Consider the following 25,257-nt stretch of genomic DNA (forward strand, 5'->3'; position numbering starts at 1 on the left):
GTCGGCCAGCGTATCGAACTGGGGCTGAGCGGCGCGCTGGATAACCGCAGCGGCATCATCGAAAGCGCCAGTACCCTCGCCATCACGGCCGCCACTCTGGACAACCAGGGGGGGCAACTGCGTGCCGTGGGCACCAGCGGCAAGAGCCAGTTCGCCATTGGCGGGTTGTTCGACAACCGCAATGGCCAGGTGGAGATCGGCAACAGTGACCTGACCCTCGGCGCCGGCCTGCTGCAGAACGTCGGTGGCAAGGTGCTGCACGTGGGCAAGGGCGTGTTCGACATCGACACCGCCAACCTTACCCGTGCCGGCGGCAGCCTCAGCACCCGCGGCGGCCTGACCCTGACCGCCGACAGCTGGACCAACGGCAGCGCCATCCAGGCCGGGCGCCTGACGGTCAATGTCAACAACCTCACCCAGACCGGTGGCGGCCAGTTGCTGGCATTCGACAGCCTGGTGGGCAACGGCGGCAACTGGAGCAACGAAGGTCTGATCGCCAGTGACGGCGCGCTCAGCCTCAACCTGGGGGGTACCTACAGCAGCGCCAATGGGCGGGTGAACAGCCTGGGTACCCTGGGGGTGAGCGCGGCGCAGATGAACCTGGGCAGCAACGCCAGCATCACGGGGGTGGGCAACACCACGATCAATGTGGCGGGCCTGCTGACCAACCAGGGGCGGCTGAGCTCGGCGGGGGATCTGCTGGTCAATGCCGGTAGCGTGAACAACCTGGGGACTTTGGGTGGCAACCAGTTGGTGCGGGTGACCACCGGCAGCCTGCGCAACGATCACAGCCTGTTGTTCAGTGGCGGGGACATGCAGCTGTATACCGGCGCCTTGACCAACTTCTATGGCGACGTCTACAGCCTGGGTGGCTTGACGGTGGCTGGCAATGCCGCGGGCGGGCTGGCGAACAAGATGGAGAACATTTCCGGCAGCCTCGAGAGTGCCGGGGACATGCGCCTGAATGCGCAGGCCATCGAGAACAGGAAGGAGGTTTTCAAGACCACGGGCACACCGAAGTGGAGCTCGATCGGTATGCGTCAGACTGGGCCGGGCGCCGGTCATATGGTGCTCGAAGAGTACTACGAGAGAAAGGTCGAGATCGACTCGCCTGCCGGGGCAATCCGTGCTGGCCGCGACCTGTTTGTGCTCGGGGGGCGGCTGGAGAACTCGGCTTCGGTGATCACCGCCCAGCGTGATATCACGGTCAACGTGCAGAACTTCCTCAACAAGGGCGAGGCACTGGGCACCTATTCGGAGCTGAAGTCGTTCTACCTGACAGGCGTTGACAAGGTCAAATACGCCATGCCGTACTTTGCCGCGGTGATGCGCTATAACGCTGCCAATGACCCGGAATATAAAAGGGACACCAGTAACGGCGGCAGGAATGTCGTAGGCACGATGCGAATGTGGGATGCCAACTGGAACGAATCACGCATCACGCCCTATACCCGGCTTGGCGGTACCGCAAACTACAACACCATCGCGGTCATCGGCTGGAAGAGCTGGTTTGACGGATTCTCGATCGGCTCGCTGAACATCGCGCCGGCATACAACCCTGATGTGAGAGCGCCGCTGCCCGCGCAGATTCAAGGCGTCACGTTCTTCGATCCGCGCACCATCGTGCATGACACCCAGGTCGGTGCGGCGAATGCCGTTGTACAGGCGGGTGGCCGGGTAAGCATCAACGCCACCAGGGACGTGATCAACAGCGTCATCCAGGAAGGGCTGACGGTCGGTGGCCCGGCAGCCAAGGCGTTCGACCCCAAGTTGCCGAGCGCTGCCGGCAGCACGGTCATCAATATTCATGCCCAGCTTCCCCCTGACCTGGCACAACAACAGGTCAACCCCCTCGCCTTGGGTGGTTTCACCTTGCCCACCGGGCAGAATGGACTGTTCCGCCTGAGTGGTCAGGGCGGCAGTGGCGCAGGTGGTACAGCCCCGAGCTGGACGCTTGGCAGTGCTGAAGTCTTGACCCAAGGCCGCCAGGTGTCGACCCCAGGCGCCCAGCCTGGTGCGCTGCAGGCTGTGGATGCCAGTGCGGGGAACCAGAGCCATCAGCAGATCGACCGCATCGCCCATCAGGGCGGTGCCGTGGGCGGCAACGCAAGTACCATCGGTGTCTACGCACCGAACGGCGCACCGGTCGACGTCAATCGCGCGACGCGACATCCCGGTGCCGATGCCCGGGAACCCTCGGTCAACGGCAACCTGGGGATCAGCGCGCGTCCCGACATTGCGGGTGTCACCCGTATGCCGGACAGCCAGTACACCAGCAAGCCACACAAGTATCTGATCGAGACCAACCCGGTCCTCACCGACCTCAAGCAGTTCATGAGCTCGGACTATCTGCTCGGCAACCTGGGCTACGACCCGGACCAGAGTTGGAAGCGCCTGGGTGATGGACTCTACGAGCAGCGCCTGATCCAGCAGGCGGTGGTGGCCCGTACCGGCCAGCAGTTCATCGATGGCCAGACCTCTGGCGATCAGCTGTTCAAGTACCTGATGGACAACGCCATCCGCAGCAAGGACCAGCTCCAGCTGAGCCTGGGTGTGGGCCTGACGGCCTCCCAGGTGGCGGCGCTGACCCATGACATCGTGTGGATGGAAAAACACCAGGTCAACGGCGAAGAGGTCCTGGTCCCGGTGCTTTACCTGGCCCAGGCCAACAACCGCCTGGCCCCCAACGGTGCGTTGATCGCCGGCCAGGACGTACAACTGATCGCCGGCGAGAACCTGACCAACGTCGGGACCTTGCAGGCCAGCCGCAACCTGTCCGCCACCGCTGGCAACAACCTGGTCAACACTGGCCTGATCCAGGCCGGAGAGCGTCTGGAACTGCTGGCCGGCAACAACCTGAGCAACAGCGCCGGCGGCATCATCACCGGGCGCGACGTGAGCCTGACTGCGGTCAATGGCGATATCCTCAACCAGCGTGACCAGGTGCGCGCCGTCACCCATTTCGGCGGCACCAGCCAGCACAAGGACTACCTGGATAACGCCGCCCGTATCGAAGCCGGGAACAGCCTCAGCCTCAAGGCCGGCCAGGATATCAACAACGTCGCCAGCGTGATCCAGAGTGGCGGCGACCTGTCCCTCAACGCCGGGCGCGATGTCAGCGTGCTGTCGGTCGAGGAGCGCGAAGGCTTCTACAGCAACCGCCAGCGCAACAACACCGTGCAGCAGCATGGCGCGACGGTTACCGCCGGTCGCGACCTGAGCATTGGCGCGGGCCGTGATCTCACCGCGGTGGCCAGCCAGATCGATGCGGGCCGCAACCTCTCCCTGGCCGCAGGCGAGGACCTGAACCTGACCTCCGCCGCCAACGAAGCCCACAGCTTCAGCCGCAGCAAGAAGGTCACCCAGTCCAAGGACCAGGTCACCCAGGTCTCGACCACGGTCAAGGCCGGGGGTGACGTGTCGCTGTCTGCCGGCCAGGACATGGCCATCGTCGCCAGCCAGGTCAAGGGCAAGGGCGACGTCGACATCGACGTCGAGCGCGACCTGACCATCGCTTCCGACCAGAACGAAAGCGCGTCCTATTACCTCAAGAAGAGCAAGGGGTCGTTCGGTCGCAAGAGTTCGAACCAGAAGGAGAGCTACCACAGCACCAACGTCGCCTCGGTGATCGAGGCGGGTGGCGATCTCACCGTCAACGTCAGTAAGCAGGACTATGGCGGCATCTCCCTGGACGGCGGCCGCGATGTCACGGTGATCGGCAGCCAGCTCAAGGCCGGCGGCGATCTCATGATTGGCGCGACGCGCGATGTGGCGGTGTTGTCCGGCGTCGAGGAACACGGCGAGTTCAGCAAGAAGACCAAGTCCGGCTTCCTGGGCCTGTCGAAGAGCGGCAAGAGCCAGCTGCAGACCCGCGCCACGCAGGTGGGCAGCGAGCTCGATGCCGGCAACGACATTGTCCTGGCGGCTGGCAGCGATGTGCGCTTGCGCGCGAGCAAGGCCAATGCCGGCAACGATGTGGAGCTACGCGCCGGGTTGGTGGACGACGAGGGCGATGTCAACCTGGTGTCGGCCAACGACACCGCCTATAGCCGCAGCGAGGAGTACAAGCAGAAGCTCAAGCTCTCGCTTTCGGTCAAGGACATGCTGTCGCCGACAGCGCTGATGCTGCCGGGCGTGCAAAACGTCTCGATCCCCTCGGTCTCGATTGCGTCGGCAAAGACCTCCGGGCATGAAGCGCGCAGCAGCACCAGTGTCGGCAGCCAAGTGGTCGCCGTACGCGACGCCACTCTGGAGGCGGAACGCGATATCAACGTGCTCGGTAGCGGCATCAATGCCGGACGCAATGTCAGCCTGAATGCCGGGCGTGACGTGAACATCACTGCGGCGCAGAACCAACGTGACGATACACAGTGGTCCAAGTCGAGCAGCGTCGGGCTGCATTCGGACACCGACGACAACGGTACCAATTTCTTCGCGGGCGTTGAAAAAGAGAAAGCCAAGGACCGCCTGCGCGAGCAGTTGGCTGCCGGCAGTCGCATCCAGGCTGGCAAGGACCTGGATATCAATGCTGGACGTGATATCAACCAGACCGGTTCGGACTTGCTGGCGGGGCACGATATCAGCCTTGGCGCCGGACGAGACATCAACATCGATGCCGGCCGTGACACGCGTATTCAGGAGCAGGAGCGCGAGTATGAGAGCCAGGGGGTCAGCGGCTCGATCAAACATAACGCCGGCAGTACCAAGGATGCGATAAGCAATACCGGCAAGGGCGAGGATGGTGTCAGCAAGGGTTCCAGCACCTTGCAGACCGTGGATGCCATCGGCCAGTTCTTCACCGGCCCCACCGGTGACGGCAAGATCGGCAACAGCAAGCAGACCAGCAGCCAGCAAAGCGTGGAGCAGAGCAATCGGCCTTCGACGCTGGACGCCGGCAACGATGTGAAGATGCAGGCTGGCAACGACGTCAATATCAAGGGCAGCAAGGTCCAGGCCGGGCGTGACATCGACATCAAAGGCCGGGATATCAACATAGATGTCGCCAAGGGCAGCAGCAGCCAGGAAAACAACCAGTCGCAGAGCTGGGGCGGCGTGCATGGTGGCACCAGCGGTGGCTTCAAGGTCGGCATCGGCGGCAGCCATGGCACTGCCAGTGCCGATAGCCAGCAGGGTACCTCCACGCCTGCGCAGCTGGAGGCCGGGGGCAACATCAAGCTCGATGCCAGCAATGACCTGAACATCGTGGGCAGTCAGGTCAAGGCCGGTCGCGATGTGGAGTTGAACGCGGGGAATGAGCTGAACATCGTGGCTGCCAAGAACGACAGTCAGCAGGAGCAGAACCGTCATAGCGGCGGTGGCGAGGTCGGCCTGACCTTCGGCTCGGAAGGTGTGGGCGTTTACGCCAGCGTCAACATGGGCAAGGGCGACCTGGAGCGTGAAACCCAGCGTCATCAGCAAGCCTATGTGTATGCCGGTGACCAGCTGAAGTTCACCAGCGGCAAGGACACCAACATCAAGGGCGCCCAGGTACGCGGCGACGAAGTGATCGGCCGTGTCGGTGGCGACCTCAACGTGGCCTCGGCCATCGACACTGGCAAGGTCAAGGGCAAGGAGTTCGACATCAATGCCACTGTTACCGTGGGCCCGGGCGCCGGTGTCAGTGGGTCGGTCGGCTATGGCAAGACCACCGGCAAGACCGAGTGGGTCGAGGACCAGACTCGCATCACCGGGCGTGACAAGGTCGATATCCGCACCGAGAACCACACCCAGCTCGACGGTGCGCTGATCGCCGCCGACAACGGCAATCTCAAACTCGACACCGGCACCCTGGGCTTCAGCGACATTGCCGGCAAGGACAAGGAGCACGGTTACTACCTGAATGTGGGTGGCAGCTGGAAGAAGGGTTCGGCCAGTGCCGAGCAGGATCCTTCCAACGGCAAGGTCACCGCAGACGCAGGTAACGACGAGAAGGGCCCGAAGAACCAGACCAGCTGGAGCGTCAGCGGCTGGGAGTATGAAAAGGACCGTGAGCAGACCGTCCGTGCCACCGTGGGTGCAGGTGATATCACTGTGCGCAAGGACGCCGAGAGCGGCCAGGACTCCACCGTCGGGCTGAACCGTGACCTCGACAAAGCCTACGAAATCACGCGGGACAAGGAGTCGCGCACCGATCTCTATGTGACCGACAGCTCGCTGAACGATGTGCTCAATCCCAAGGAGACGCTACAGAAGTGGAGCGATGGGCTGCTCGACTACGACAAGACGGCGCTGAAGAACTTCGAACAGGCCGGCAATGCCCTCAACGCTCTGGTCAATCGTTACCAGCGGATGACCGGGCGGCCAATGGACAGCGGCGCTGTCGCGGTCGCGGGCCGGGCGCTGGCGGAAAACACCCTCGAGTCGTTGATCCTGGCAGGGATGTCGCCACGCGATGCCATGGTCTTGATGGGCAATGAAGACTTCCAGACCCAGGTATTGCAGCAGCTCAACAATCTTGAGCATGTGTTCGAGCAGTCGCAGGATTTCACCCGGGAGCTCGAGCGAAAACTGGGGGCTCTTGAGCTTGATACAACGCATGTCACGGCGGAGCGCGACAGCGTCCAATGGACACTGACCTACGTCTCTACCATCAACGAGTACCTGGGTGCGCATCCGGATGCGGCCGAGGCGGTCACCGTGGCAATTGCCATGCTGCAAGGCCCCAAGGCTGTCATTCAGATGGCTGTCAGCCAGGTGATCGACCAGACGGAGCTGGGCAAGGACTTCAATGCTAAGGTCGAGGAGGCCGTGGCGAAGGTTGGCAAGTACATTGCCGAGCGCATGGAGGGAGAGGGCGACCTCGACAAGAAGGAAGGCGGCGACTTCCTGATTGGCGGTGGCAAGTTGATCACCAGCGTGATCATGGGCGCCATACCAGGACGCAAGGGCGGCACCCACCATGAAGGAAGCAATGGGCCGGGCTCTCACCTGGATGTGCCGGACACCCGCAAGCCGCACGAGCCTCCTGCCGGCGAGGGGCCGCCCAAGGGGCCGGCATCGGCGTTCACCCAGCTTTCCAGCCAGGCACGGCGTTATCTCAATGAGCTGGAGGCGCACACGGGCCTGAAAGTCACCGCCGAGCAACGCGACAACCTGGCAAATGCCTTGCGGGAAAAGAACTACACCAAGCTCACGCCCAAGGAAACCCAGAAACACCGACGCGAGTTCAACAAGATCAAGGACGAGCTGATCGGCCAGTGGGAAACCAAGACAGGCCAGACGTGGCCCCGCTACACCGAAAATGTGATGAGCAAGGATGGGACAAAGGTGGTACGTAAGGCCGGACAGCCCTACGATGCACACCACATCATCGAAAGTGGGTTCGGCGGACCTAACGAATGGTGGAACATGCACCCGGCACGCTTCCCCGACCAGCATCAAGGTGGCATCCATGGGAAAGACAGTGTGGGCAGGGAAATCTTCACATCACGATAAGAGGGTAGGGTGAATGGGAATGTATGACGATCTACAGCCGGACAAGGTGTCCGGCCCCCTTTCCAAACTGGCGACCGCCGAAGCGCAGGTGCTCTCGGCGCTGGCTGGCGCCCATTCGCAGGTGCCGGCTGATTACCTGGCATTCATCAGGGAGCTTGGATGGGGGGAAGTGGGTGAGGCGGCCTATATGTTGTACGAAGGCCTGCTTACGCCTGACCAGGTCTACGATGAGGATGGGGAGAACGCCCTGGAAGGCATACTGCTGTTCGGGGATGACCTGCAGGGATACTGTTCAGGGTTTGACACGAACAACGGTTGGGTGGTCGTCGATATCGACCCGGTGAGCCGTGAGGCTCATCAGGTTGCGGACAGTTTTTCCGAATACATCCGTGAAATGCTGAACGACTTGTAACCTGCAGGGCGCGCTGCGCAGAGCAATGAGCGGGTTCGTGGTTTTGATGGAACACCTGGCAACCTCTGTCAGTCCCACGCTGTGTACCTACTTGTCCACAGCAGGAGGCTTACCCCATGAGCACATACGACTGGGACCTGATCGAACGCTTGCTGCACGAAGTGCAGAACGGCGCCGGTCACAGTTTTACGCCGCGCCCCTATGCCGAGCAGCATGCCGCCGCGCTGGCCGCCGATGGCGAGGCGCCGGGCGACCTGAACCAGCTCAAGGCCCAGGCCTGCAAGTACGAAAAGATCCTCTTCGAACGGGGTTTTATCGAGAGCCGGCCTGAAGCGGAAGGCGGCAATGGCGAGAATTTCGTCCTCAGCCCGCGCGGTTCGCGCCTGCTCAGTCTGATCGACAGCAGCATTCCGGGCTTCGAACACCCACGCCAGGTGCTCGATGAACAGCCCGATGCCCTGGATGAAGCCACCTTCGAGCACGTCTCGGCCAAGGCGCAGATCGCTGGCGGGTCAATTTAGACTGGCATCGGCAAGGCCGGTCCCCCGATAATCGGGATCCATTCTCACTGCCGAGCCTTGCCATGTCATTCAACCCGCAGAGGGGCCGCCCATGACCGCGGTCCGCAAGAACCCCGACGCTTTTGCTTTCCAGGTCATGCTGGGGCTGTGCCTGATCTGGGGCTGCCAGCAGGTGCTGATCAAATCCGCCGCGGTGGATATCGCACCGGTCATGCAGGCGGCGTTTCGTAATGGCATCGCGGCGGTACTGGTCGGCTTGCTGGTGTGCTTCCGGGGTGGCTGGAACCAGGTCGGCAGCACCTGGCGCGCCGGGCTGTTGGCCGGCGCGTTGTTCGGCCTGGAGTTCCTGTTCATCGCCGAGGGGCTGAAACTGACTTCGGCGGCGCATATGTCGGTGTTCCTCTACACCGCGCCGATCTTCACCGCCCTGGGGCTGCATTTCATGATGCCCAGCGAGCGGTTGCGGCTGTTGCAGTGGCTGGGGATCCTGCTGGCGTTTGCAGGGATTGCCCTGGCCTTTGCGGGCGGTGTTTCCCTCGAACATCTCGATGGGCGCATGTTGCTGGGCGACGCCTTGGCGATCCTGGCAGGCCTGGCCTGGGGCGCGACCACGGTGGTGGTGCGCGGCTCGCGGTTGTCCGAGGCGCCGGCGACCCTGACTTTGTTCTACCAGTTGGCAGTGGGGTTTGTCGGGCTGGTGCTGATCGCCTTGGTGAGCGGGCAGATCGCCGATTTCTCGCTGACCCCGCTGGCGGTGGGCAGCGTGCTGTTCCAGGGGATCGTGGTGTCGTTCGTGAGTTACCTGACCTGGTTCTGGTTGCTGCGCAAGTACCTGGCCTCGAACCTGGCGGTGTTTTCCTTCATCACGCCGCTGTTCGGGGTGACCTTTGGCGTGCTGCTGCTGGACGAGCCGCTGAGCCTGAACTTCGTGATCGGCGCGGTGATGGTGCTGCTCGGGGTGATCATGGTCAGCGCCGAGGCGTGGGTGCGGCAGCAGTTGCGCAAACTGGTGGGGTAAGCGGTCGGCAGTTCCGGCCCTATCGCGAGGCAAGCCCGTTCCCACAAGGGCTTGCCTCATCACAGGGTCAGCCTGCCTGTCTCAAGCTGGCACAGGTTGGTGGACCCGAGAAGCCCCCGGTCAATATCCCGGCCAATCCCATCCCTACCGCAGCCAGTACCAGTGCGGGCTGTAATCCCCCACTGAAATGGCTGCTCAACGCCGCCAGCAACGGCCCACTCAATTGCCCAAGGGCGAAACAAGCGGTCAACATCCCGGCATTGCGCTGCGTGGCATGAGGCGCCAGCTCCCGCGAGCGCTGCATCACCAGTTGCATGCAGGCCAGGAACGGCCCGCCGCACAGCAGCACGCCCAATGCCAGGCCTACGCCGCCCCCCAGCAGGCAGGCCAGAACACCCAGCCCTTGCAGCCACAGGGTGATGCTCAGCCAGGTCGAGGTGCGGCCCGGGCGGCGCAGGCTGACGATCATCACACCCAGCGCCGAGGCCAGGCCGAACGCTGGCCAGAACAGGTCGGCCAGCCATTGCCCATGGAACTGCTGGCTGGCCATCTGCGACAGGAAGGTGGCCGGCAGGATGTAGCCGATCCCGTATAGCGCGTAGACCAGGCCCAGGCGGCTGATGCCATTGTTGGGGCCGCGGTCGTTGCCAAGGGGCAAGGTGACGGGTTCGAGCGCTCGCGGCAGCCACGGCAGCACTGCGAGCAGCATGACCAGTGCGGCGACCCCGTAAACCAGCCACAGGGCCGCCGAATCCAGCCCCAGCAGGTGCGCAGCCAAGGCCAGCAAGCCTGTCACCGCAATCCCGACACCGGGCCCGGCGAACACCAGTGCGCCGAGGCGCTGGCGGCCATGGGCACTGGCCAGTTGCTGGCTGAGGCTGGCGATCATCACCAGCACCCAGGCGCTGGCCACGCCGGTGCCGAAGCGCAGCAGCAAATGGCTCCAGAACCCGTCGGCCGCCCAGGACGCCAGGGTCAGCAGTACGCACAGCCACAGCCCGCCATGCAGGCGCAGGCGGACCTGGCGTGGCTGGCGGGCGAACATGGCGTCCACCGCGCCGAGGAAGTAGCCCAGGTAGTTGGCGGCGGCGACCAGGCCGCCAGCGGTCAGGTCGAACTGGCCCTCGGCGATCAGCCGGGGCAGTTGCGGGGTCAGGGCGAAGCGGCCGATGCCCATGGCCATCATCAGGGCCACGGCACTGGCCAGCAGTTGCACGAAGGGCGACATGGAAAGTCTCCTGCACGAAGGGGATGCGATGGATGGCAGGGTAGGGCGCATTGACTTTCAATAAAATTGAATAATGATGATGAAGTTGTTCTGTTTTGGAGAATCTCATGGAGTTCAGCCAACTGCGCATCTTCCAGGCCGTGGCCGAGGAGGGGTCATTGACCCGCGCCGCCGAACGCTTGCACCGGGTGCCCTCGAACCTGTCGACACGCCTGCGTCAGCTTGAGGAGCAACTGGGGGTGGAGCTGTTCCTGCGCGAGCGCCAGCGTCTGCAGTTATCGCCGGCTGGCAAGGTACTGCTGGATTATGCTCAAAGCCTGTCCAACCTGCGTGACGAGGCGCTCGCGGCGGTGCAGGGTGGCCAGCCAGCGGGAGATTTCGTGCTGGGCACCATGTACAGCACGGCGGCCATCCACTTGCCGGCGCTACTGGCGCGTTATCACCAGGCCTATCCAGCAGTGAACCTGCAGGTCCAGGCGGCGCCTAGTGCCGAACTGCTCGAAGGCGTGCTCAGCCATCGGTTGGACGCGGCGTTGGTCGACGGCCCGCTCAACCTGGCCGGGCTGGATGGCGTGCCACTGTGCGAGGAAACGCTGGTACTGATCACCAGCCCCGAGCACCCGGTGGTGCACAGCGCCAGGGATGTCGCCGGCAAGGCGGTGTTCACCTTCCGCCAGGGCTGCTCCTACCGCATGCGTCTGGAAGCCTGGTATGCCCATGCTCACACGCCCATGGGCCGGGTGATGGAGATCGAGTCCTACCAGAGCATGCTGGCTTGCGTGATCGCCGGGGCCGGGGTGGCTTTGATGGCGCAATCGATGCTCGACAGCCTGCCGGGGCGCGACCAGGTGCGTGCCCACCGTTTGCAGGCACCGTTCGATCATGCGATGACCTGGTTGATGTGGCGCCAGGGCAAACGCGGGGCCAATCTGCAGGCCTGGATTGATTTGCAACAAAGCGAAACGATTGACCGACCGTCGGAAGCTGCCATCTGCGCTTGATCCGGGTCAGAATCGCCCATATCTGTAAAAGCAGAGGCATGCGCAATACAAGACATCGGACTATGATCTGTATGACGCATCGCAAGATTGATTGACCGAGAGGCTGACCCGTCAAGGGGGCAATATGAACGAACGCATGTACAACTGGCTCCATGACCTCGCTGTCGCCTTGGGCCTGCTCCCGCCACCGTTGCAGCCGGTGCCGATCCCGACCGACGAAGAGCAGCGCAAGCGCCAGCCGCGTCGGCGTTGAGCACCCGGCAAAAGGCCGCCGCATCCGATCGATGCGGCGGCCTTTTGCGTTCAATGGGCGCGCTACTTGCCCCGTATGAGCCGACGCAGCGCGAAGCGGTTGGGATGGCACGCCTCGGCCACCGCCCTGGGCACCGGCAGCGGCTCACCAGTGACCCACGCCGCAATCAACTCACCGGACAACGGCGCTGTGATCAGGCCCCGTGAGCCGTGCCCACTGTTCACGTACAACCCATCAAGCCACGGGCAGGCCACGTCCGGTACCTGCCGCGCATCCTTGCCCAGCATGGCGTAAGCCTCGTTGAACGCCTCGACATCGGCCATCGGCCCGACGATGGGCAGGTAATCCGGGCTGGTGCAGCGAAACGCCGCCCGGCCCTGCAACTGCGCCGGGTCCAGCTCGGCGGTGCACAGGCGGGTGGCGAGGTCTGGCGAGATATCATCGAGCAGTGCCAGGTTACCTTGATGCTCGGCCACAGTCGGTGCCAGGTCTTCGCTGTTGAAGTCGAAGCTGGCGCCAAGGGTGTGCTCGTCCCCGCGCGGGGGTGCCACGTAGCCGTCGGCACAGACCACGGTGCACAGCGCACGGCTGCCTTCGGTCACGGGCAGGCGGGTGATCTGCCCACGAATGCGCTTGAGCGGCAGCCCGGCGCACGCCGGGAAACGGCGGATATCGGCGGCGCCGGCCAGCACCACCAGCGGTGCGCTGGCCAGCAGGCGCTCACCTTCCCAGGCCTGCCACAGGCCATCGGTACGGCGCAGTTCGAGCACATCGGCGTGGGTAAGCAGGCGGATACGCGGGTGATCCAGTTGGGCCTGGCACAGCGCAGGCGGGTGCACCCAGCCACCTTCGGGGTAGTACAGGCCGCCGCTGGGCAACGCGACCCCGGCGATGGCTTCGGCCTGGGCGCGCTCCAGGCGCTGTAGCAGGCTGTTGTCAAAGGCCGCGGCCAGCTTGGCCTGGCGCGCGTTCTCCTGGTCATCGAAAGCCAGTTGCAATACGCCGCAGGCCTCCCAGTCCTGGCCATGCTGCAGGTGCTCGAGCCAGCGGCGGGTGTAGCCGAAGCCGGCGAGGATCATCTGCGAAAGGGCTGTGCCGTGGGCGGAAAGCTTCAGGTACAGCACACCTTGTGGATTGCCCGAGGCCTCCCGGGCCGGGCCGTCGTGGCGCTCCAGCACGCAGACCTGCCAGCCCCGTGCTGCCAGGCTCTGGGCGGTGGCGCTGCCGGCCAGGCCGGCGCCGATGACCAGCGCTTCGCGTGGCCCCGATGCGGGTGCCGGGTGGGCGTACCAGGGTGGTGCGCCAGTGGCCGGCGCACCGCTGTAGACCCCGTGCATCACTTCCCACTTCTTGCCGATGCCCGGCACTTTCTTCATGGTAAAGCCGGCCTCGATCAGCGAGCGACGCACCCAGCCGGTGGTGGTGAAGGTACCCAGGGTGGTGCCGGGGTGCGACAGCCGCGCCAGCTGGGCGAACAATTCCGGCGTCCACATGTCGGGGTTCTTTGCCGGGGCGAAGCCATCGAGGAACCAGGCGTCGATGCGGGCATCGAGCTGAGGCAACTGTTCCAGCGCGTCGCCGATCATCAGGGTCAGGGTGACGCGGCCACCGGCGAGGCTGAATTGCTGGAAGCCTGGGTGGATCGCCACGTACTGTTCCAGCAACGGCTGGGTGAAGGCGGCCAGCTCCGGCCACAGTTGCATGGCGCGGGCCAGGTCGTCGCGGGCCAGCGGGTACTTCTCGACGCTGACGAAATGCAGTCGCGCCTCGGCGGGCGCAAGCTCCGCGAACAGTTGCCAGGCACAGAAGAAGTTCATGCCGGTGCCAAAACCCGTTTCACCGATCACCAGGCAGGCATGCGGCTGCAGCTCGGCGAAGCGCTGGCGCAGGTGGTTCTGCTCGATGAACACATGCAGGGTCTCGTCGATGCCTTCGTTGATGGCGAAGTAGACATCATCGTATTGCCGGGAGTGGGGACGGCCCTGGTCATCCCAGTCGATCTGGGCCTGTGTGGGGGGGAGGGTGTCGGACATGGTCGGCTCGGTTGCAACAAAGGGGGGATCTTAAGCGATCTGCAGACGCTTGCGTCGTTCGTGGCAGCGGCCTGGTGTCGCGATGGTGAGCGCAGAGGGCGCAAAAATCCTCCTCGATCCGCTAATCTTGCTTATCCATTGAAGGAGCCCTCCATGTTCGAATCCGCCGAAATCGGTCACAGCATCGACAAGGACACCTACGAAGCCGAAGTGCCCGCCCTGCGCGAGGCCCTGCTCGAAGCCCAGTACGAACTCAAGCAGCAGGCACGCTTTCCGGTGATCGTGCTGATCAACGGCATCGAGGGCGCCGGCAAGGGCGAGACGGTCAAGCTGCTCAATGAATGGATGGACCCGCGGCTGATCGAGGTTCGCACCTTCGACCAGCAGACCGACGAAGAGCTGGCCCGCCCGCCGGCCTGGCGCTACTGGCGGGCGCTGCCACCGAAAGGGCGCATGGGCGTGTTCTTCGGCAACTGGTACAGCCAGATGCTCGAAGGGCGGGTGCACGGCCAGTTCAAGGACGCGGTGCTCGACCAGGCCATCGCCGGCGCCGAGCGCCTGGAGCAGATGCTATGCGACGAGGGCGCGCTGATCATCAAGTTCTGGTTCCACTTGTCCAAGAAACAGATGAAGGCGCGGCTCAAGGCGCTCAAGGAAGACCCGCTGCACAACTGGCGCATCAGCCCGCTGGACTGGCAGCAGTCGCAAACCTACGACCGCTTCGTGCGCTTCGGCGAGCGGGTGCTGCGTCGTACCAGTCGCGACTACGCGCCTTGGCACGTGATCGAGGGCGTCGATCCGTATTACCGCAGCCTCGCGGTGGGGCGCATTCTGTTGGAGAGCCTGCAGGCGGCGCTGGACAACAAGCCACTCAAGCACCAGGGCAATGTGACACCGCTGGGGCGCAGCATTGACCAGAAGAGCCTGCTGGGCGCACTTGACCTGAGCAAGCGCCTGGACAAACGCGATTACGAAGAGCAGCTGGTCACCGAGCAGGCACGCCTGGCGGGGCTTTTGCGTAACAAGCACATGCGCCGGCATGCGCTGGTGGCGGTTTTCGAAGGTAACGACGCTGCCGGCAAGGGCGGGGCCATTCGCCGCGTGGCGGCGGCGCTGGACCCGCGCCAGTACCGCATCGTACCGATTGCCGCGCCCACCGAGGAAGAGCGTGCCCAGCCGTACCTCTGGCGGTTCTGGCGGCACATTCCGGCGCGCGGCAAATTCACCGTCTTCGACCGCTCCTGGTATGGCCGGGTGCTGGTGGAGCGGGTCGAGGGCTTCTGCAGCCCGGCGGACTGGATGCGCGCCTACGGCGAGATCAACGATTTCGAGGAGCAACTGAGCAATGCTGGCGTGGTGGTGGTCAAGTTCTGGCTGGCCATCGACCAGCAAACCCAGCTCGAGCGGTTCGAGGAGCGCGAGCAGATCCCGTTCAAGCGCTACAAGATCACCGAGGAAGACTGGCGCAACCGCGACAAGTGGGATGTCTATTCCGAAGCGGTGGGCGACATGGTCGACCGCACCAGCACCGAGATCGCGCCGTGGACCCTGGTGGAGGCCAACGACAAGCGCTGGGCGCGGGTAAAGGTGCTGCGCACGATCAACCAGGCGCTGGAGGCGGCGTTCGCCAAGGACAAGAAGTAGATAGTGCATGGGTGTTGGCTTGCCCCTATCGCGGGGCAAGTCGCATCGGCGCACCGCCGCTCCCACGAAAGCCCGCCCACGCATTGAGCATGCATCCTGGGAATGACCTGATGAAATCTTTTCCCACCACATCCTTCCCGGCAAGCCTTTAGACTGCAGCTTCCCCCGCCAAAGCCTGATTCGAGGACACCATGCACATATCTTCCGGACGCTGGGTCCAGGGCCTGCTGCTGGCGCTGCTGACCGCGTTTCTCTGGGGCATTCTGCCGATCAAGCTCAAGCAGGTGCTGCAGGTGATGGACCCGGTGACCGTCACCTGGTATCGCCTGAGCGTATCCGGGGGCCTGCTGTTCGCGTGGCTGGCGGCCAATCGGCGACTGCCGTCGTTCAGCCGACTCGGCGTCAAGGGCAAGGGGCTGGTGGCCGTCGCGGTGGCGGGTCTGGTCGGCAACTACGTGTTGTATCTGGTCGGGCTCAACCTGCTCAGTCCCGGTACCGCGCAACTGGTGGTGCAACTGGGGCCGGTGCTGTTGCTGGTGGCCAGCGTCTTCGTCTTCAAAGAGCGTTTCAGCGTGGGGCAAGGCCTGGGGCTGTTGGTGCTGCTATTGGGCTTCGCGTTGTTCTTCAACCAGCGCCTGGAAGAACTGCTCACGTCACTCGGCACCTACACCACCGGTGTACTCACCATCATCCTGGCCACCAGCATCTGGGTGTTCTATGCCCTGAGCCAGAAGCAACTGTTGACGGTGTGGAGCTCGCAGCAGGTGATGATGGTGATCTACATCTGCTGCGCGCTGCTGCTGACGCCTTGGGTGCATCCGCTGGAGGCGTTGCAGCTCAGCCCGTTGCAGGGCTGGTTGTTGCTGGCCTGCTGCCTGAACACGCTGGTGGCCTATGGCGCGTTCGCCGAGGCACTGGCGCATTGGGAGGCCTCGCGGGTGAGCGCGACGCTGGCGCTGACGCCGTTGGTGACGTTCGTTGCGGTGGCCCTGGCGGCCTGGCTATGGCCGGACTACGTGCATGCCGAGCAGATCAATGGCCTGGGGTATGTCGGGGCGGTGACCGTTGTACTGGGTTCGGCGTTGGTGGCGCTGGGGCCATCGCTGGTGGCTGGCTGGAAAGCGCGTCGCGCGCTGGTTGATTGACGCCTCATCACGGCGCACCGCAATGAGGCCGCTGGATCAACCCTTGCCGCCGGGCGCCAGCATGTTCTCTGGTCGCACCCACTGGTCGAACTGCTCGTTAGTCAGGTACTTGAGCTCCAGCGCCGCCTCGCGCAGGGTCTTGCCCTCGGCATAGGCTTTCTTGGCGATTTCCGCCGCCTTGTCGTAGCCAATGTGCGGGTTCAGCGCTGTCACCAGCATCAATCCACGCTCCAGGTGCGCCGCCATCTGCTCGGCATCCGGCTCGATGCCGGCCACGCAGTGCTGCTGGAAGTTGCTGCAACCATCGGCCAGCAGTTCGATCGACTGCAGCAGGTTGTGGATGATTACCGGTTTGAACACGTTCAGTTGCAGATGCCCCTGGCTTGCGGCAAAGCCGATTGCCGTATCGTTGCCCAGCACCTGGCAGGCCAGCATCGACAAGGCCTCGCACTGCGTCGGGTTGACCTTGCCGGGCATGATCGAACTCCCTGGCTCGTTGGCTGGCAGGCGTACCTCGGCAATCCCCGCGCGCGGGCCGGAACCCAGCAGCCGCAGGTCGTTGGCGATCTTCATCAGGGCCACGGCGAGGGTCTTCAGCGCCCCGGCCAGGCTGGTCAGCGGCTCATGGCCGGCCAGGGCGGCGAACTTGTTCGGCGCGGTGACGAACGGCAGGCCGGACAAGGCCGCCAGCTCCGCGGCGATGGCTTCGGCGAAACCGTGCGGGGCATTGAGCCCGGTGCCCACGGCGGTGCCCCCCTGGGCCAACTCGCAAACCGCCGGCAAAGTCGCGCGGATGGCGCGCTGGGCGTAGTCGAGCTGGGCGACGAAGGCCGAGACCTCCTGGCCGAAGGTGATCGGCGTGGCGTCCATCATGTGCGTGCGCCCGGTTTTCACCAGGTGCGAGTGGCGCGCCGACAGCTCGGCCAGGCCGGCCGACAGTTCGGCGATCGCCGGCAGCAGTTTCTCATGCACCGCCTGGGCCGCGGCGATGTGCATGGCGGTGGGGAAGCAGTCATTGGAGCTCTGCGAGCGGTTGACGTGATCATTGGGGTGCACCGGCACCTTGCCGCCGCGCCCCTTGCCGGCCAGCTCGTTGGCGCGGCCAGCGATCACCTCGTTGACGTTCATGTTGCTCTGGGTGCCGCTGCCGGTCTGCCACACCACCAGCGGAAACTGGTCGTCGTGTTCGCCGTCGAGCACTTCGTCGGCGGCCTGCTCGATCAGGCGGGCGATGTCGGCGGGCAGGTCGCCGTTGCGGTCGTTGACCCGGGCAGCGGCTTTCTTGACCAGCGCCAGGGCGTGCAGCACCGCGAGCGGCATGCGCTCCTTGCCAATGGCGAAGTTGATCAGCGAACGCTGGGTTTGCGCACCCCAGTAGGCGCCCTCTGGAACTTCGACCGGGCCCAGGCTGTCTGTCTCGATACGGCTCATGCTGCGCTCACTCCTTTGTGGTTCGAAATCGCAGTTTAGGCCCTGATTCGACAGAGCGGTTCCATCGCTCGTCGTGCCACTTGAGCACTTCGCCATCACAGCGCAGAATGCTCTACTCTGAGGTACTCGCCTCCCTTTCTTGAAGGAAATGCAATGACCCGTCTCCGTGTCCTCTGTGCCGCCGTTGCCCTGGTTTGCGCCAGCGGCCAGGTACTCGCCGCCACTCCAGCCCACAACGCTGCCGCCGAGAAATTCCTGACCCTGGCCAATGCCGACAAGCTGGGCACCCCGGTGTACATGCAGGTCCAGCAGATGTTCGCCCAGCGCTTCGAGCAGACCAAGGCGCCGGCCTCCAAGAAAACCGTGCTCGACAGCTACCAGGCCAAGGCCAACGCCGCCCTGGACAACGCCATCGGCTGGAAAAAACTCAAGCCGAAGATGGTCGACCTGTACACCGCGACCTTCACCGAGGCCGAGCTGAACGATCTGGTCAAGTTCTACGAATCGCCGCTGGGCAAGAAGGTCCTGCGGGAAATGCCCAAGGTCACCCAGCAGTCCGCCCAGCTGACCCAGCAGAGCCTGGAACCGGCCGTGCCAGTGGTCAACAAGCTGCTCGAAGACATGACCAAGGAACTGGACCCAAGCGCCGGCAAGGCCCCGGCGAAGAAGTGAGCGTGACGCGATGAGCATGCAGCAACGCATCGAGCAGCAACTGGCGCCGCTGGGCACGCAACACCTCGAAGTGCACAACGAAAGCCACATGCACAGCCGTGGCCAGGAAACGCACTACAAGGCGGTGCTGGTCAGCGAGCAGTTCGCCGGGCTGAACAGCGTCAAGCGCCACCAGAAGGTCTACGCCACCATGGGTGATCTGATGGGCCAGATCCACGCCCTGGCGATTCACACCTACACGCCTGAGGAATGGGCGGCGGTCGGTGTGGCACCGGCCTCGCCGGTGTGTGCCGGCGGCGGCAAGCACTGAATCCTTTCCGTCGTTCTGGTACAATTCGCGTTATTCCTTCGGGGCCGCTTTGCGGCCCCATGCTTTTGCCAAACCCGGTCCGCCCCTTACGAGGGCAACCACCTGGAGATTCAACGCAATGACCCAACCGATCGTCGTGGCGGCGCTGTACAAGTTCGTCACCCTGGAAGACTACGTCGAACTGCGCGAGCCGCTGCTCAAGGCGATGCTCGACAACGGCGTAAAAGGCACCCTGCTGCTGGCCAACGAAGGTATCAACGGCACCGTTTCGGCCACCCGCGAAGGCATCGACGCGCTGCTGGCCTGGCTGCGCAACGACCCACGCCTGGTGGACGTCGACCATAAAGAGTCGTACTGCGACGAGCAGCCGTTCTACCGCACCAAGGTCAAGCTCAAGAAAGAGATCGTCACCCTCGGCGTGCCGGGCGTGGACCCGAACAAGGCGGTCGGCACCTACGTCGATCCGAAAGACTGGAACGCCCTGATCAGCGACCCGGAAGTGCTGCTGATCGACACCCGCAATGACTATGAAGTGGCCATCGGCACCTTCAAGGGTGCCATCGACCCGAAGACCGAGACCTTCCGCGAGTTCCCCGACTACATCAAGGCCCACTTCGACCCGAGCAAGCACAAGAAGGTCGCCATGTTCTGCACCGGCGGCATCCGCTGCGAGAAGGCCTCCAGCTACATGCTCGGTGAGGGCTACGAAGCGGTCTATCATCTTAAGGGCGGCATCCTGAAATACTTCGAGGAAGTACCCCAGGAAGAAAGCCTCTGGGACGGCGACTGCTTCGTCTTCGACAATCGGGTCACGGTGCGTCACGACCTGACCGAGGGCGAGTACGACCAGTGCCATGCCTGCCGCCACCCGATCGACGTGAAGGACCGGGAGTCGGAGCACTATTCGCCAGGCGTGAGCTGCCCGCACTGCTGGGACAGCCTGAGCGAGAAGACCCGGCGCAGCGCCATCGACCGCCAAAAGCAGATCGAGCTGGCCAAGGCGCGCAACCAGCCGCACCCGATCGGTTTCAACTACAAAGCCGAGGCCTGATGCATGTCCGCACGCCTGCTCTATGTGATGGACCCGATGTGCTCCTGGTGCTGGGGCTTTGCCCCGGTGGCCGAGGCGCTGATCGCCCAGGCCCTTGAGGCGGGTGTCGAGACCCGCCTGGTGCCGGGCGGCCTGCGCACCGGCGGCAGCGCCCTGGACGCCTCGACCCGCAAGTACATCCTCGAGCATTGGCAGGCGGTGCATGACGCCACCGGGCAGCCGTTCCGTTTCGACAACGCGATGCCCGACGGTTTCGTCTACGACACGGAGCCGGCATGCCGCGCCCTGGTGACGGCACGCGAGCTGGACGACAAGCGGGCCTGGCGCCTGCTGCAACTGATCCAGGCATCGTTCTACCAGCAGGGCGTGGATGTCACCCGCGCCCCGCAACTGGTGGAGCTGGCCGAGCAGGCCGGCTTCGACCGTGAACAGTTCTCCCAGCGCTTTACCCTCCCTGACACCCGAATCGCCACCAGTGCCGATTTCGCCTGGGTGCAGGACCTGGGCATCGCTGGCTTCCCCACGCTGCTGGCCGAGCGCAATGGCCAACTGGCCCTGCTGACCAATGGCTACCAGCCGCTGGAAAGCCTGCAACCCTTGCTCGGCCGCTGGCTGCAGCAGGCCGCCTGTGCTTGACCTGCCAGGGTCGCCAGACCCTGTGCCAGGGAAGTCGCCCGCTGTGCCCGATCGCCTGAGCTGGGCGGAAATCCGCCGTCTGGCCCTGCACCACAAGCAAGCCCTGTGGACTGCCAACCTGGTGGCCGTGCTTGCCGCCCTGTGCAGCGTGCCGATTCCCTTGCTGCTGCCTTTGCTGGTGGATGAAGTGTTGCTGGGGCATGGCGACGCGGCGCTGAAGTGGATGAACAATTTCCTGCCCGCGGGCTGGCAGGTGGCCGCGGGTTACATCGGGCTGATGCTGTGCGCCACCCTCGGCCTGCGCCTGGCGGCGCTGGTGTTCAACGTGGTCCAGGCCAAGCTGTTCGCCGGCCTGGCCAAGGACATCGTCTACCGCCTGCGCATCCGCCTGATCGAGCGGCTCAAGCGCATTTCGCTCAAGGAGTACGAAAGCCTGGGCAGCGGCACGGTGACCACCCACCTGGTCACCGACCTGGACACCCTCGACAAGTTCGTCGGCGAAACCCTGAGTCGCTTCCTGGTGGCCGTGCTCACGCTGACCGGCACCGCGGCCATCCTGATCTGGATGCACTGGCAGCTGGCGCTGCTGATCCTGCTGTTCAACCCGCTGGTGATCTATTTCACCGTGCAGTTGGGCAAGCGCGTCAAGCACCTGAAGAAGCTCGAGAACGACAGCACCGCACGTTTCACCCAGGCATTGACCGAGACCCTCGACGCGATCCAGGAAATCCGCGCCAGCAACCGCCAGGGCTACTTCCTCGGCCGCTTGGGACTGCGCGCCCGCGAGGTGCGCGACTACGCGGTTGCCTCGCAGTGGAAGAGCGACGCCAGCGGTCGCGCCAGTGGCCTGTTGTTCCAGTTCGGCATCGACATCTTCCGTGCCGCTGCCATGCTCACGGTGCTGTTCTCCGACCTGTCGATCGGCCAGATGCTGGCGGTGTTCAGCTACCTGTGGTTCATGATCGGGCCGGTGGAGCAGTTGCTGAACCTGCAATATGCCTACTACGCCGCCGGCGGTGCGCTGAGTCGCTTGAACGAGCTGCTGGCGCGGGCCGACGAGCCGCAGTACCCGGCGGCCGGCGACCCGTTCGCCGGGCGCGAGACGGTTGGTATCGAGGTGCGCGACCTGCGCTTCGCCTATGCCGACGAGCCGGTGCTCGACCAGCTCAACCTGACCATCGCCCCGGGCGAGAAGGTCGCCATCGTCGGTGCCAGCGGCGGTGGCAAGAGTACCTTGGTGCAGTTGCTGCTTGGGCTGTACAGCGCCCAGGCCGGGACCATCCGCTTCGGGGGCGCCAGCCTGCAGGAGATCGGCCTGGAGACCCTGCGCGAAAATGTCGCGGTGGTGCTGCAGCACCCCTCGCTGTTCAACGACAGCGTGCGTGCCAACCTGGCCATGGGTCGTGACTGCAGTGACGAGGACTGCTGGCAGGCGCTGCGCATCGCCCAGCTGGACGCCACCATCGCCGCGCTGCCCCAGGGCCTGGACAGCATCGTCGGGCGTTCCGGCGTGCGCCTGTCTGGTGGCCAGCGCCAGCGCCTGGCGATCGCCCGCATGGTGCTGGCCGAACCCAAGGTGGTCATCCTCGATGAGGCCACCTCTGCGTTGGACGCGGCTACCGAGTACAACCTGCACCTGGCCTTGGCACGCTTCCTCAGCGGGCGCACCACGCTGATCATCGCCCACCGCCTGTCGGCGGTGAAGCAGGCGGACCGGGTGCTGGTGTTCGATGGCGGCCATGTCGCCGAAGATGGCGACCACCAGCAACTGATCGCCGAAGGCGGCCTGTACGCCAAGCTCTACGGCCACCTGCAGCAAACCTGAAAACCGCCTCAAGCTTCGAGCTGCAAGCGGCAAGTTGAAGTCAGCGCACTTTTTCTTGCCGCTTGGGGCTTGCAGCTTGTCGCTCCTTCATGGCAAATGGCCTACGCTGTGCTTGTCTAGGTCGATTCGTGCCTTATCTGCCGTCATGACAGGGATTACATGAAGGGAAATCGGACTCTCGAAGCGCCAAGGCTGCTGGGTATCATCTGGCCCTTCGTCGCCGTTGTGGTTTTCCAGGTACTGCTGGGCAGTCTGAGTCTTTATGCGTTGTCCGCCGTGCGTGCCTATGTGGCGGGCGAGAGCCTGTGGTCCAAGGCGCAGAAGGACGCTATCTACTACCTCAACCTCTATGCCGATGATCGTGATCCGCTGACCTATGCCCGCTATCGTCGGGCCATCCTGGTGCCCCAGGGGGATCACAACCTGCGCCTGGCCCTGGATCGGCCCGAGCCAGACCTGGAGGCGGCGCGCCAAGGCGTGCTGCAGGGCGGCAACCATCCCGAAGACGTTGCCCGGATCATCTGGTTCTACCGCAACTTTCGCCATATCAGCTACATGGAAACCGCCATCGATTATTGGGACATCGGTGACGACTACCTGCGCCAGCTCGACGTACTGGCCCAGCAGATGCGCGAAGGGTTTGCCGGCGACAAGGTCGACGCCCACCAGGTAGCCAACTGGAAGGCGCGCATCGTTGCCATCAATGATGGCGTGACGCCCGCCGCCAAGGCGTTCAGCGATGCCCTGGGCGAAGGTTCGCGGATGCTGCTCAAGGTGTTGATGCTCACCAACCTGGCAACCGCGCTGTTCCTTATCGCCATGGCCTGGCGGCGCTCGAGCAAGCTGCTGGCACAGCGCCAGGCGTTCGCCAGTGCGTTGCAGGAGGAGAAGGAGCGGGCGCAGATCACCCTGGAGTCGATCGGCGACGCGGTGATCACCGCCGATGTCGACGGTTGCATCAGCTACATGAACCCGGCCGCCGAGCAACTGACTCACTGGCAGGCGGTGCAGGCCCAGGGCCTGCCGCTGGCGGCGCTGTTCAGCCTGCTCGACGAGAATGCCGAAGGCGATAGCATGACGCTGGTCGAGCAGGTGCTCAGCGGCAGCCTCAAGGGCGGCGCCGAGCACGCCCGGTTGATCCAGCGCCTGGATGGCAGCACGGTGTCGGTCAACCTGGTGGGCTCGCCCATTCTCACCGAAGGGCAGGTCAGTGGCATCGTGGTGGTGCTGCACGACATGACCCAGGAGCGCCAGTACATCGCCAACCTGTCGTGGCAGGCCACCCATGACGCGCTGACCGGGCTGGCCAACCGCCGCGAGTTCGAGTACCGCCTGGAGCAAGCGCTCAATGGCCTGGCGCGCCAGGCCGGGCGACATTCGCTGATGTTCCTCGACCTGGACCAGTTCAAGCTGGTCAACGACACCTGTGGCCATGCCGCTGGCGACGAGCTGTTGCGGCATATCTGCGCGGTGCTGCAGTCGGGCCTGCGCGAGGGCGACACCCTGGCGCGCCTGGGTGGTGACGAGTTCGGCGTGCTGCTCGAGAACTGCCCCCCCGAGCAGGGCGAGCGCATCGCCGAGCAATTGCGCCAGGCCGTGCAGAGCCTGCATTTCGTGTGGAAGGGCAGGCCCTTCGTCACCACTGTCAGCATCGGCCTGGTGCATATCGCCCAGGTGCCCAGCACCCTGGAGGCGTCGTTGCGCGCGGCGGACATGGCCTGCTACATGGCCAAGGAGAAAGGACGCAACCGCGTCCAGGTCTATCACGCCGACGACAGCGAGCTGTCCATGCGCTTCGGTGAAATGGCCTGGATCCAGCGCTTGCACGTGGCGCTGGAGGAGAATCGCTTCTGCCTCTACGCCCAGGAAATCGCCCCGCTGCATCCCCATGAAGGACCGGGGCATATCGAAATCCTCCTGCGCCTGCACGATGAAAGTGGACGTACCATTTTGCCCGACAGCTTCATTCCCGCAGCCGAGCGCTACGGCCTGATGACCGCGCTCGATCGCTGGGTGGTGCGCAGTGTGTTCCAGGTGATTCGCCAGTGCCTGGACGAGGGGCGGGAGGGGCCGTTGGCCATGTGCGCCATCAACCTGTCGGGTTCGAGTATCGGCGACGACAAGTTCCTCGAGTACCTGCAGCGCCTGTTTGGCGAGTTCGACATTCCGCCACGGTTGATCTGTTTTGAAATTACCGAAACCAGCGCCATCGCCAATCTGGGCAGCGCAATCCGCTTCATCAATGAATTGAAAGGATTGGGCTGCAAATTCTCGCTGGACGACTTCTGCGCCGGAATGTCGTCATTCGCCTATTTGAAGCATTTGCCTGTAGACTTCCTGAAGATCGACGGAAGTTTCGTCAAGGACATGCTCGATGACCCGATCAACCGGGCGATGGTTGAAGTGATCAATCACATCGGCCACGTCATGGGTAAGCGGACCATCGCCGAGTTCGTCGAGACGCCACTGATCGAGCAGGCTTTGCAGGAGATCGGCGTGGATTACGCCCAGGGATATCTCATCGAACGCCCGCAGGTGTTCACCTGCGACAGCCTGCAGCGCCAACGGATTGCCGCGAGGCCCCTTCTGCACCGGGCGCCGGGGACCTTTCGCTGAACAACGCCCGGAAATCACAGGGAATCA

The 25,257-nt window shown here is 64.0% G+C and carries 17 protein-coding genes; 14 read left to right on the forward strand and 3 right to left on the reverse strand.

The genetic code is table 11. The features are described from left to right. The 4 genes from AC3WL2_RS21870 to AC3WL2_RS21885 form a co-directional block, all read left to right on the forward strand. Positions 1 to 7,434, forward strand: a 7,434-nt coding sequence (locus AC3WL2_RS21870) for a hemagglutinin repeat-containing protein (RefSeq protein WP_173862456.1), incomplete at its 5' end; no start/stop codon positions are given. A 19-nt stretch (positions 7,435 to 7,453) separates the two neighbouring features. Further along, the gene (locus tag AC3WL2_RS21875) at positions 7,454 to 7,846 is read left to right on the forward strand and encodes an SMI1/KNR4 family protein (protein WP_139672906.1); all 393 of its coding nucleotides are present in this window, start codon (positions 7,454 to 7,456) and stop codon (positions 7,844 to 7,846) included. A 116-nt stretch (positions 7,847 to 7,962) separates the two neighbouring features. Further along, complete coding sequence (locus tag AC3WL2_RS21880; RefSeq protein ID WP_102684355.1) at positions 7,963 to 8,367, forward strand: transcriptional regulator; 405 nt, start codon at positions 7,963 to 7,965, stop codon at positions 8,365 to 8,367. Between the two features lie 91 nt (positions 8,368 to 8,458). Next, the gene (locus tag AC3WL2_RS21885) at positions 8,459 to 9,385 is read left to right on the forward strand and encodes a DMT family transporter (RefSeq protein ID WP_102684354.1); all 927 of its coding nucleotides are present in this window, start codon (positions 8,459 to 8,461) and stop codon (positions 9,383 to 9,385) included. Positions 9,386 to 9,452: 67 nt separating this feature from the next. On the opposite strand, the gene AC3WL2_RS21890 is transcribed toward AC3WL2_RS21885, so the two are convergent. After that, positions 9,453 to 10,613, reverse strand: coding sequence for an MFS transporter (locus AC3WL2_RS21890; RefSeq protein WP_102684353.1), 1,161 nt, complete (start codon positions 10,611 to 10,613; stop codon positions 9,453 to 9,455). 107 nt (positions 10,614 to 10,720) lie between these two features. On the opposite strand from AC3WL2_RS21890, the gene ptrR reads away from it, so the two are divergent. Next, complete coding sequence (ptrR, locus tag AC3WL2_RS21895) at positions 10,721 to 11,614, forward strand: putrescine utilization regulator PtrR (RefSeq protein WP_102684352.1); 894 nt, start codon at positions 10,721 to 10,723, stop codon at positions 11,612 to 11,614. A 124-nt stretch (positions 11,615 to 11,738) separates the two neighbouring features. After that, entirely contained in the window at positions 11,739 to 11,867 is a 129-nt protein-coding gene (locus AC3WL2_RS21900) for a PA1414 family protein (RefSeq protein WP_256206021.1), read from the forward strand. A 62-nt stretch (positions 11,868 to 11,929) separates the two neighbouring features. Here AC3WL2_RS21900 and mnmC read toward each other — a convergent pair whose 3' ends face one another. Further along, positions 11,930 to 13,900 (reverse strand): bifunctional tRNA (5-methylaminomethyl-2-thiouridine)(34)-methyltransferase MnmC2/FAD-dependent 5-carboxymethylaminomethyl-2-thiouridine(34) oxidoreductase MnmC1, encoded by a 1,971-nt coding sequence (gene mnmC / locus AC3WL2_RS21905; protein WP_102684351.1) that lies wholly within the window; start codon positions 13,898 to 13,900, stop codon positions 11,930 to 11,932. Between the two features lie 153 nt (positions 13,901 to 14,053). Between mnmC and pap the strand changes: the two genes are divergently transcribed. Both pap and AC3WL2_RS21915 read left to right on the forward strand, forming a co-directional pair. Next, entirely contained in the window at positions 14,054 to 15,544 is a 1,491-nt protein-coding gene (pap, locus tag AC3WL2_RS21910) for a polyphosphate:AMP phosphotransferase (RefSeq protein ID WP_102684350.1), read from the forward strand. 191 nt (positions 15,545 to 15,735) lie between these two features. Further along, complete coding sequence (locus AC3WL2_RS21915) at positions 15,736 to 16,689, forward strand: DMT family transporter (protein ID WP_102684349.1); 954 nt, start codon at positions 15,736 to 15,738, stop codon at positions 16,687 to 16,689. Between the two features lie 36 nt (positions 16,690 to 16,725). Here AC3WL2_RS21915 and AC3WL2_RS21920 read toward each other — a convergent pair whose 3' ends face one another. Next, on the reverse strand, positions 16,726 to 18,120 hold the full coding sequence (locus AC3WL2_RS21920; protein WP_102684348.1) for a class II fumarate hydratase: 1,395 nt from the start codon (positions 18,118 to 18,120) through the stop codon (positions 16,726 to 16,728). A gap of 153 nt (positions 18,121 to 18,273) precedes the next feature. Here AC3WL2_RS21920 and AC3WL2_RS21925 point away from each other — a divergent pair, with 153 nt between their 5' ends. The 6 genes from AC3WL2_RS21925 (at position 18,274) to AC3WL2_RS21950 (ending at position 25,230) form a co-directional block, all read left to right on the forward strand. Continuing rightward, on the forward strand, positions 18,274 to 18,792 hold the full coding sequence (locus AC3WL2_RS21925) for a DUF2059 domain-containing protein (protein ID WP_102684347.1): 519 nt from the start codon (positions 18,274 to 18,276) through the stop codon (positions 18,790 to 18,792). A gap of 10 nt (positions 18,793 to 18,802) precedes the next feature. Beyond that, on the forward strand, positions 18,803 to 19,102 hold the full coding sequence (locus AC3WL2_RS21930) for a BolA family protein (RefSeq protein WP_102684346.1): 300 nt from the start codon (positions 18,803 to 18,805) through the stop codon (positions 19,100 to 19,102). A 118-nt stretch (positions 19,103 to 19,220) separates the two neighbouring features. Next, complete coding sequence (gene trhO / locus AC3WL2_RS21935) at positions 19,221 to 20,153, forward strand: oxygen-dependent tRNA uridine(34) hydroxylase TrhO (RefSeq protein ID WP_023631440.1); 933 nt, start codon at positions 19,221 to 19,223, stop codon at positions 20,151 to 20,153. A gap of 3 nt (positions 20,154 to 20,156) precedes the next feature. Further along, entirely contained in the window at positions 20,157 to 20,789 is a 633-nt protein-coding gene (locus AC3WL2_RS21940; RefSeq protein ID WP_102684345.1) for a DsbA family protein, read from the forward strand. Then, positions 20,782 to 22,614 (forward strand): ABC transporter ATP-binding protein, encoded by a 1,833-nt coding sequence (locus tag AC3WL2_RS21945; protein ID WP_102684344.1) that lies wholly within the window; start codon positions 20,782 to 20,784, stop codon positions 22,612 to 22,614. Before AC3WL2_RS21940 ends, AC3WL2_RS21945 begins: the two co-directional genes overlap by 8 nt. Positions 22,615 to 22,773: 159 nt before the next feature. Beyond that, on the forward strand, positions 22,774 to 25,230 hold the full coding sequence (locus AC3WL2_RS21950; protein ID WP_102684343.1) for an EAL domain-containing protein: 2,457 nt from the start codon (positions 22,774 to 22,776) through the stop codon (positions 25,228 to 25,230). Positions 25,231 to 25,257: the final 27 nt, after the last annotated feature.

It is taken from the genome of Pseudomonas sp. FW305-96, assembly GCF_058783825.1.

Bases quoted from the DNA above. Each gene is read 5' to 3' on its own strand.
- AC3WL2_RS21875 (WP_139672906.1), top strand. From the start codon at position 7,454: ATGTATGACGATCTACAGCCGGACAAGGTGTCCGGCCCCCTTTCCAAA.
- AC3WL2_RS21880 (WP_102684355.1), top strand. From the start codon at position 7,963: ATGAGCACATACGACTGGGACCTGATCGAACGCTTGCTGCACGAAGTG.
- AC3WL2_RS21885 (WP_102684354.1), top strand. From the start codon at position 8,459: ATGACCGCGGTCCGCAAGAACCCCGACGCTTTTGCTTTCCAGGTCATG.
- AC3WL2_RS21890 (WP_102684353.1), bottom strand. From the start codon at position 10,613: ATGTCGCCCTTCGTGCAACTGCTGGCCAGTGCCGTGGCCCTGATGATG.
- ptrR (WP_102684352.1), top strand. From the start codon at position 10,721: ATGGAGTTCAGCCAACTGCGCATCTTCCAGGCCGTGGCCGAGGAGGGG.
- AC3WL2_RS21900 (WP_256206021.1), top strand. From the start codon at position 11,739: ATGAACGAACGCATGTACAACTGGCTCCATGACCTCGCTGTCGCCTTG.
- mnmC (WP_102684351.1), bottom strand. From the start codon at position 13,900: ATGTCCGACACCCTCCCCCCCACACAGGCCCAGATCGACTGGGATGAC.
- pap (WP_102684350.1), top strand. From the start codon at position 14,054: ATGTTCGAATCCGCCGAAATCGGTCACAGCATCGACAAGGACACCTAC.
- AC3WL2_RS21915 (WP_102684349.1), top strand. From the start codon at position 15,736: ATGCACATATCTTCCGGACGCTGGGTCCAGGGCCTGCTGCTGGCGCTG.
- AC3WL2_RS21920 (WP_102684348.1), bottom strand. From the start codon at position 18,120: ATGAGCCGTATCGAGACAGACAGCCTGGGCCCGGTCGAAGTTCCAGAG.
- AC3WL2_RS21925 (WP_102684347.1), top strand. From the start codon at position 18,274: ATGACCCGTCTCCGTGTCCTCTGTGCCGCCGTTGCCCTGGTTTGCGCC.
- AC3WL2_RS21930 (WP_102684346.1), top strand. From the start codon at position 18,803: ATGAGCATGCAGCAACGCATCGAGCAGCAACTGGCGCCGCTGGGCACG.
- trhO (WP_023631440.1), top strand. From the start codon at position 19,221: ATGACCCAACCGATCGTCGTGGCGGCGCTGTACAAGTTCGTCACCCTG.
- AC3WL2_RS21940 (WP_102684345.1), top strand. From the start codon at position 20,157: ATGTCCGCACGCCTGCTCTATGTGATGGACCCGATGTGCTCCTGGTGC.
- AC3WL2_RS21950 (WP_102684343.1), top strand. From the start codon at position 22,774: ATGAAGGGAAATCGGACTCTCGAAGCGCCAAGGCTGCTGGGTATCATC.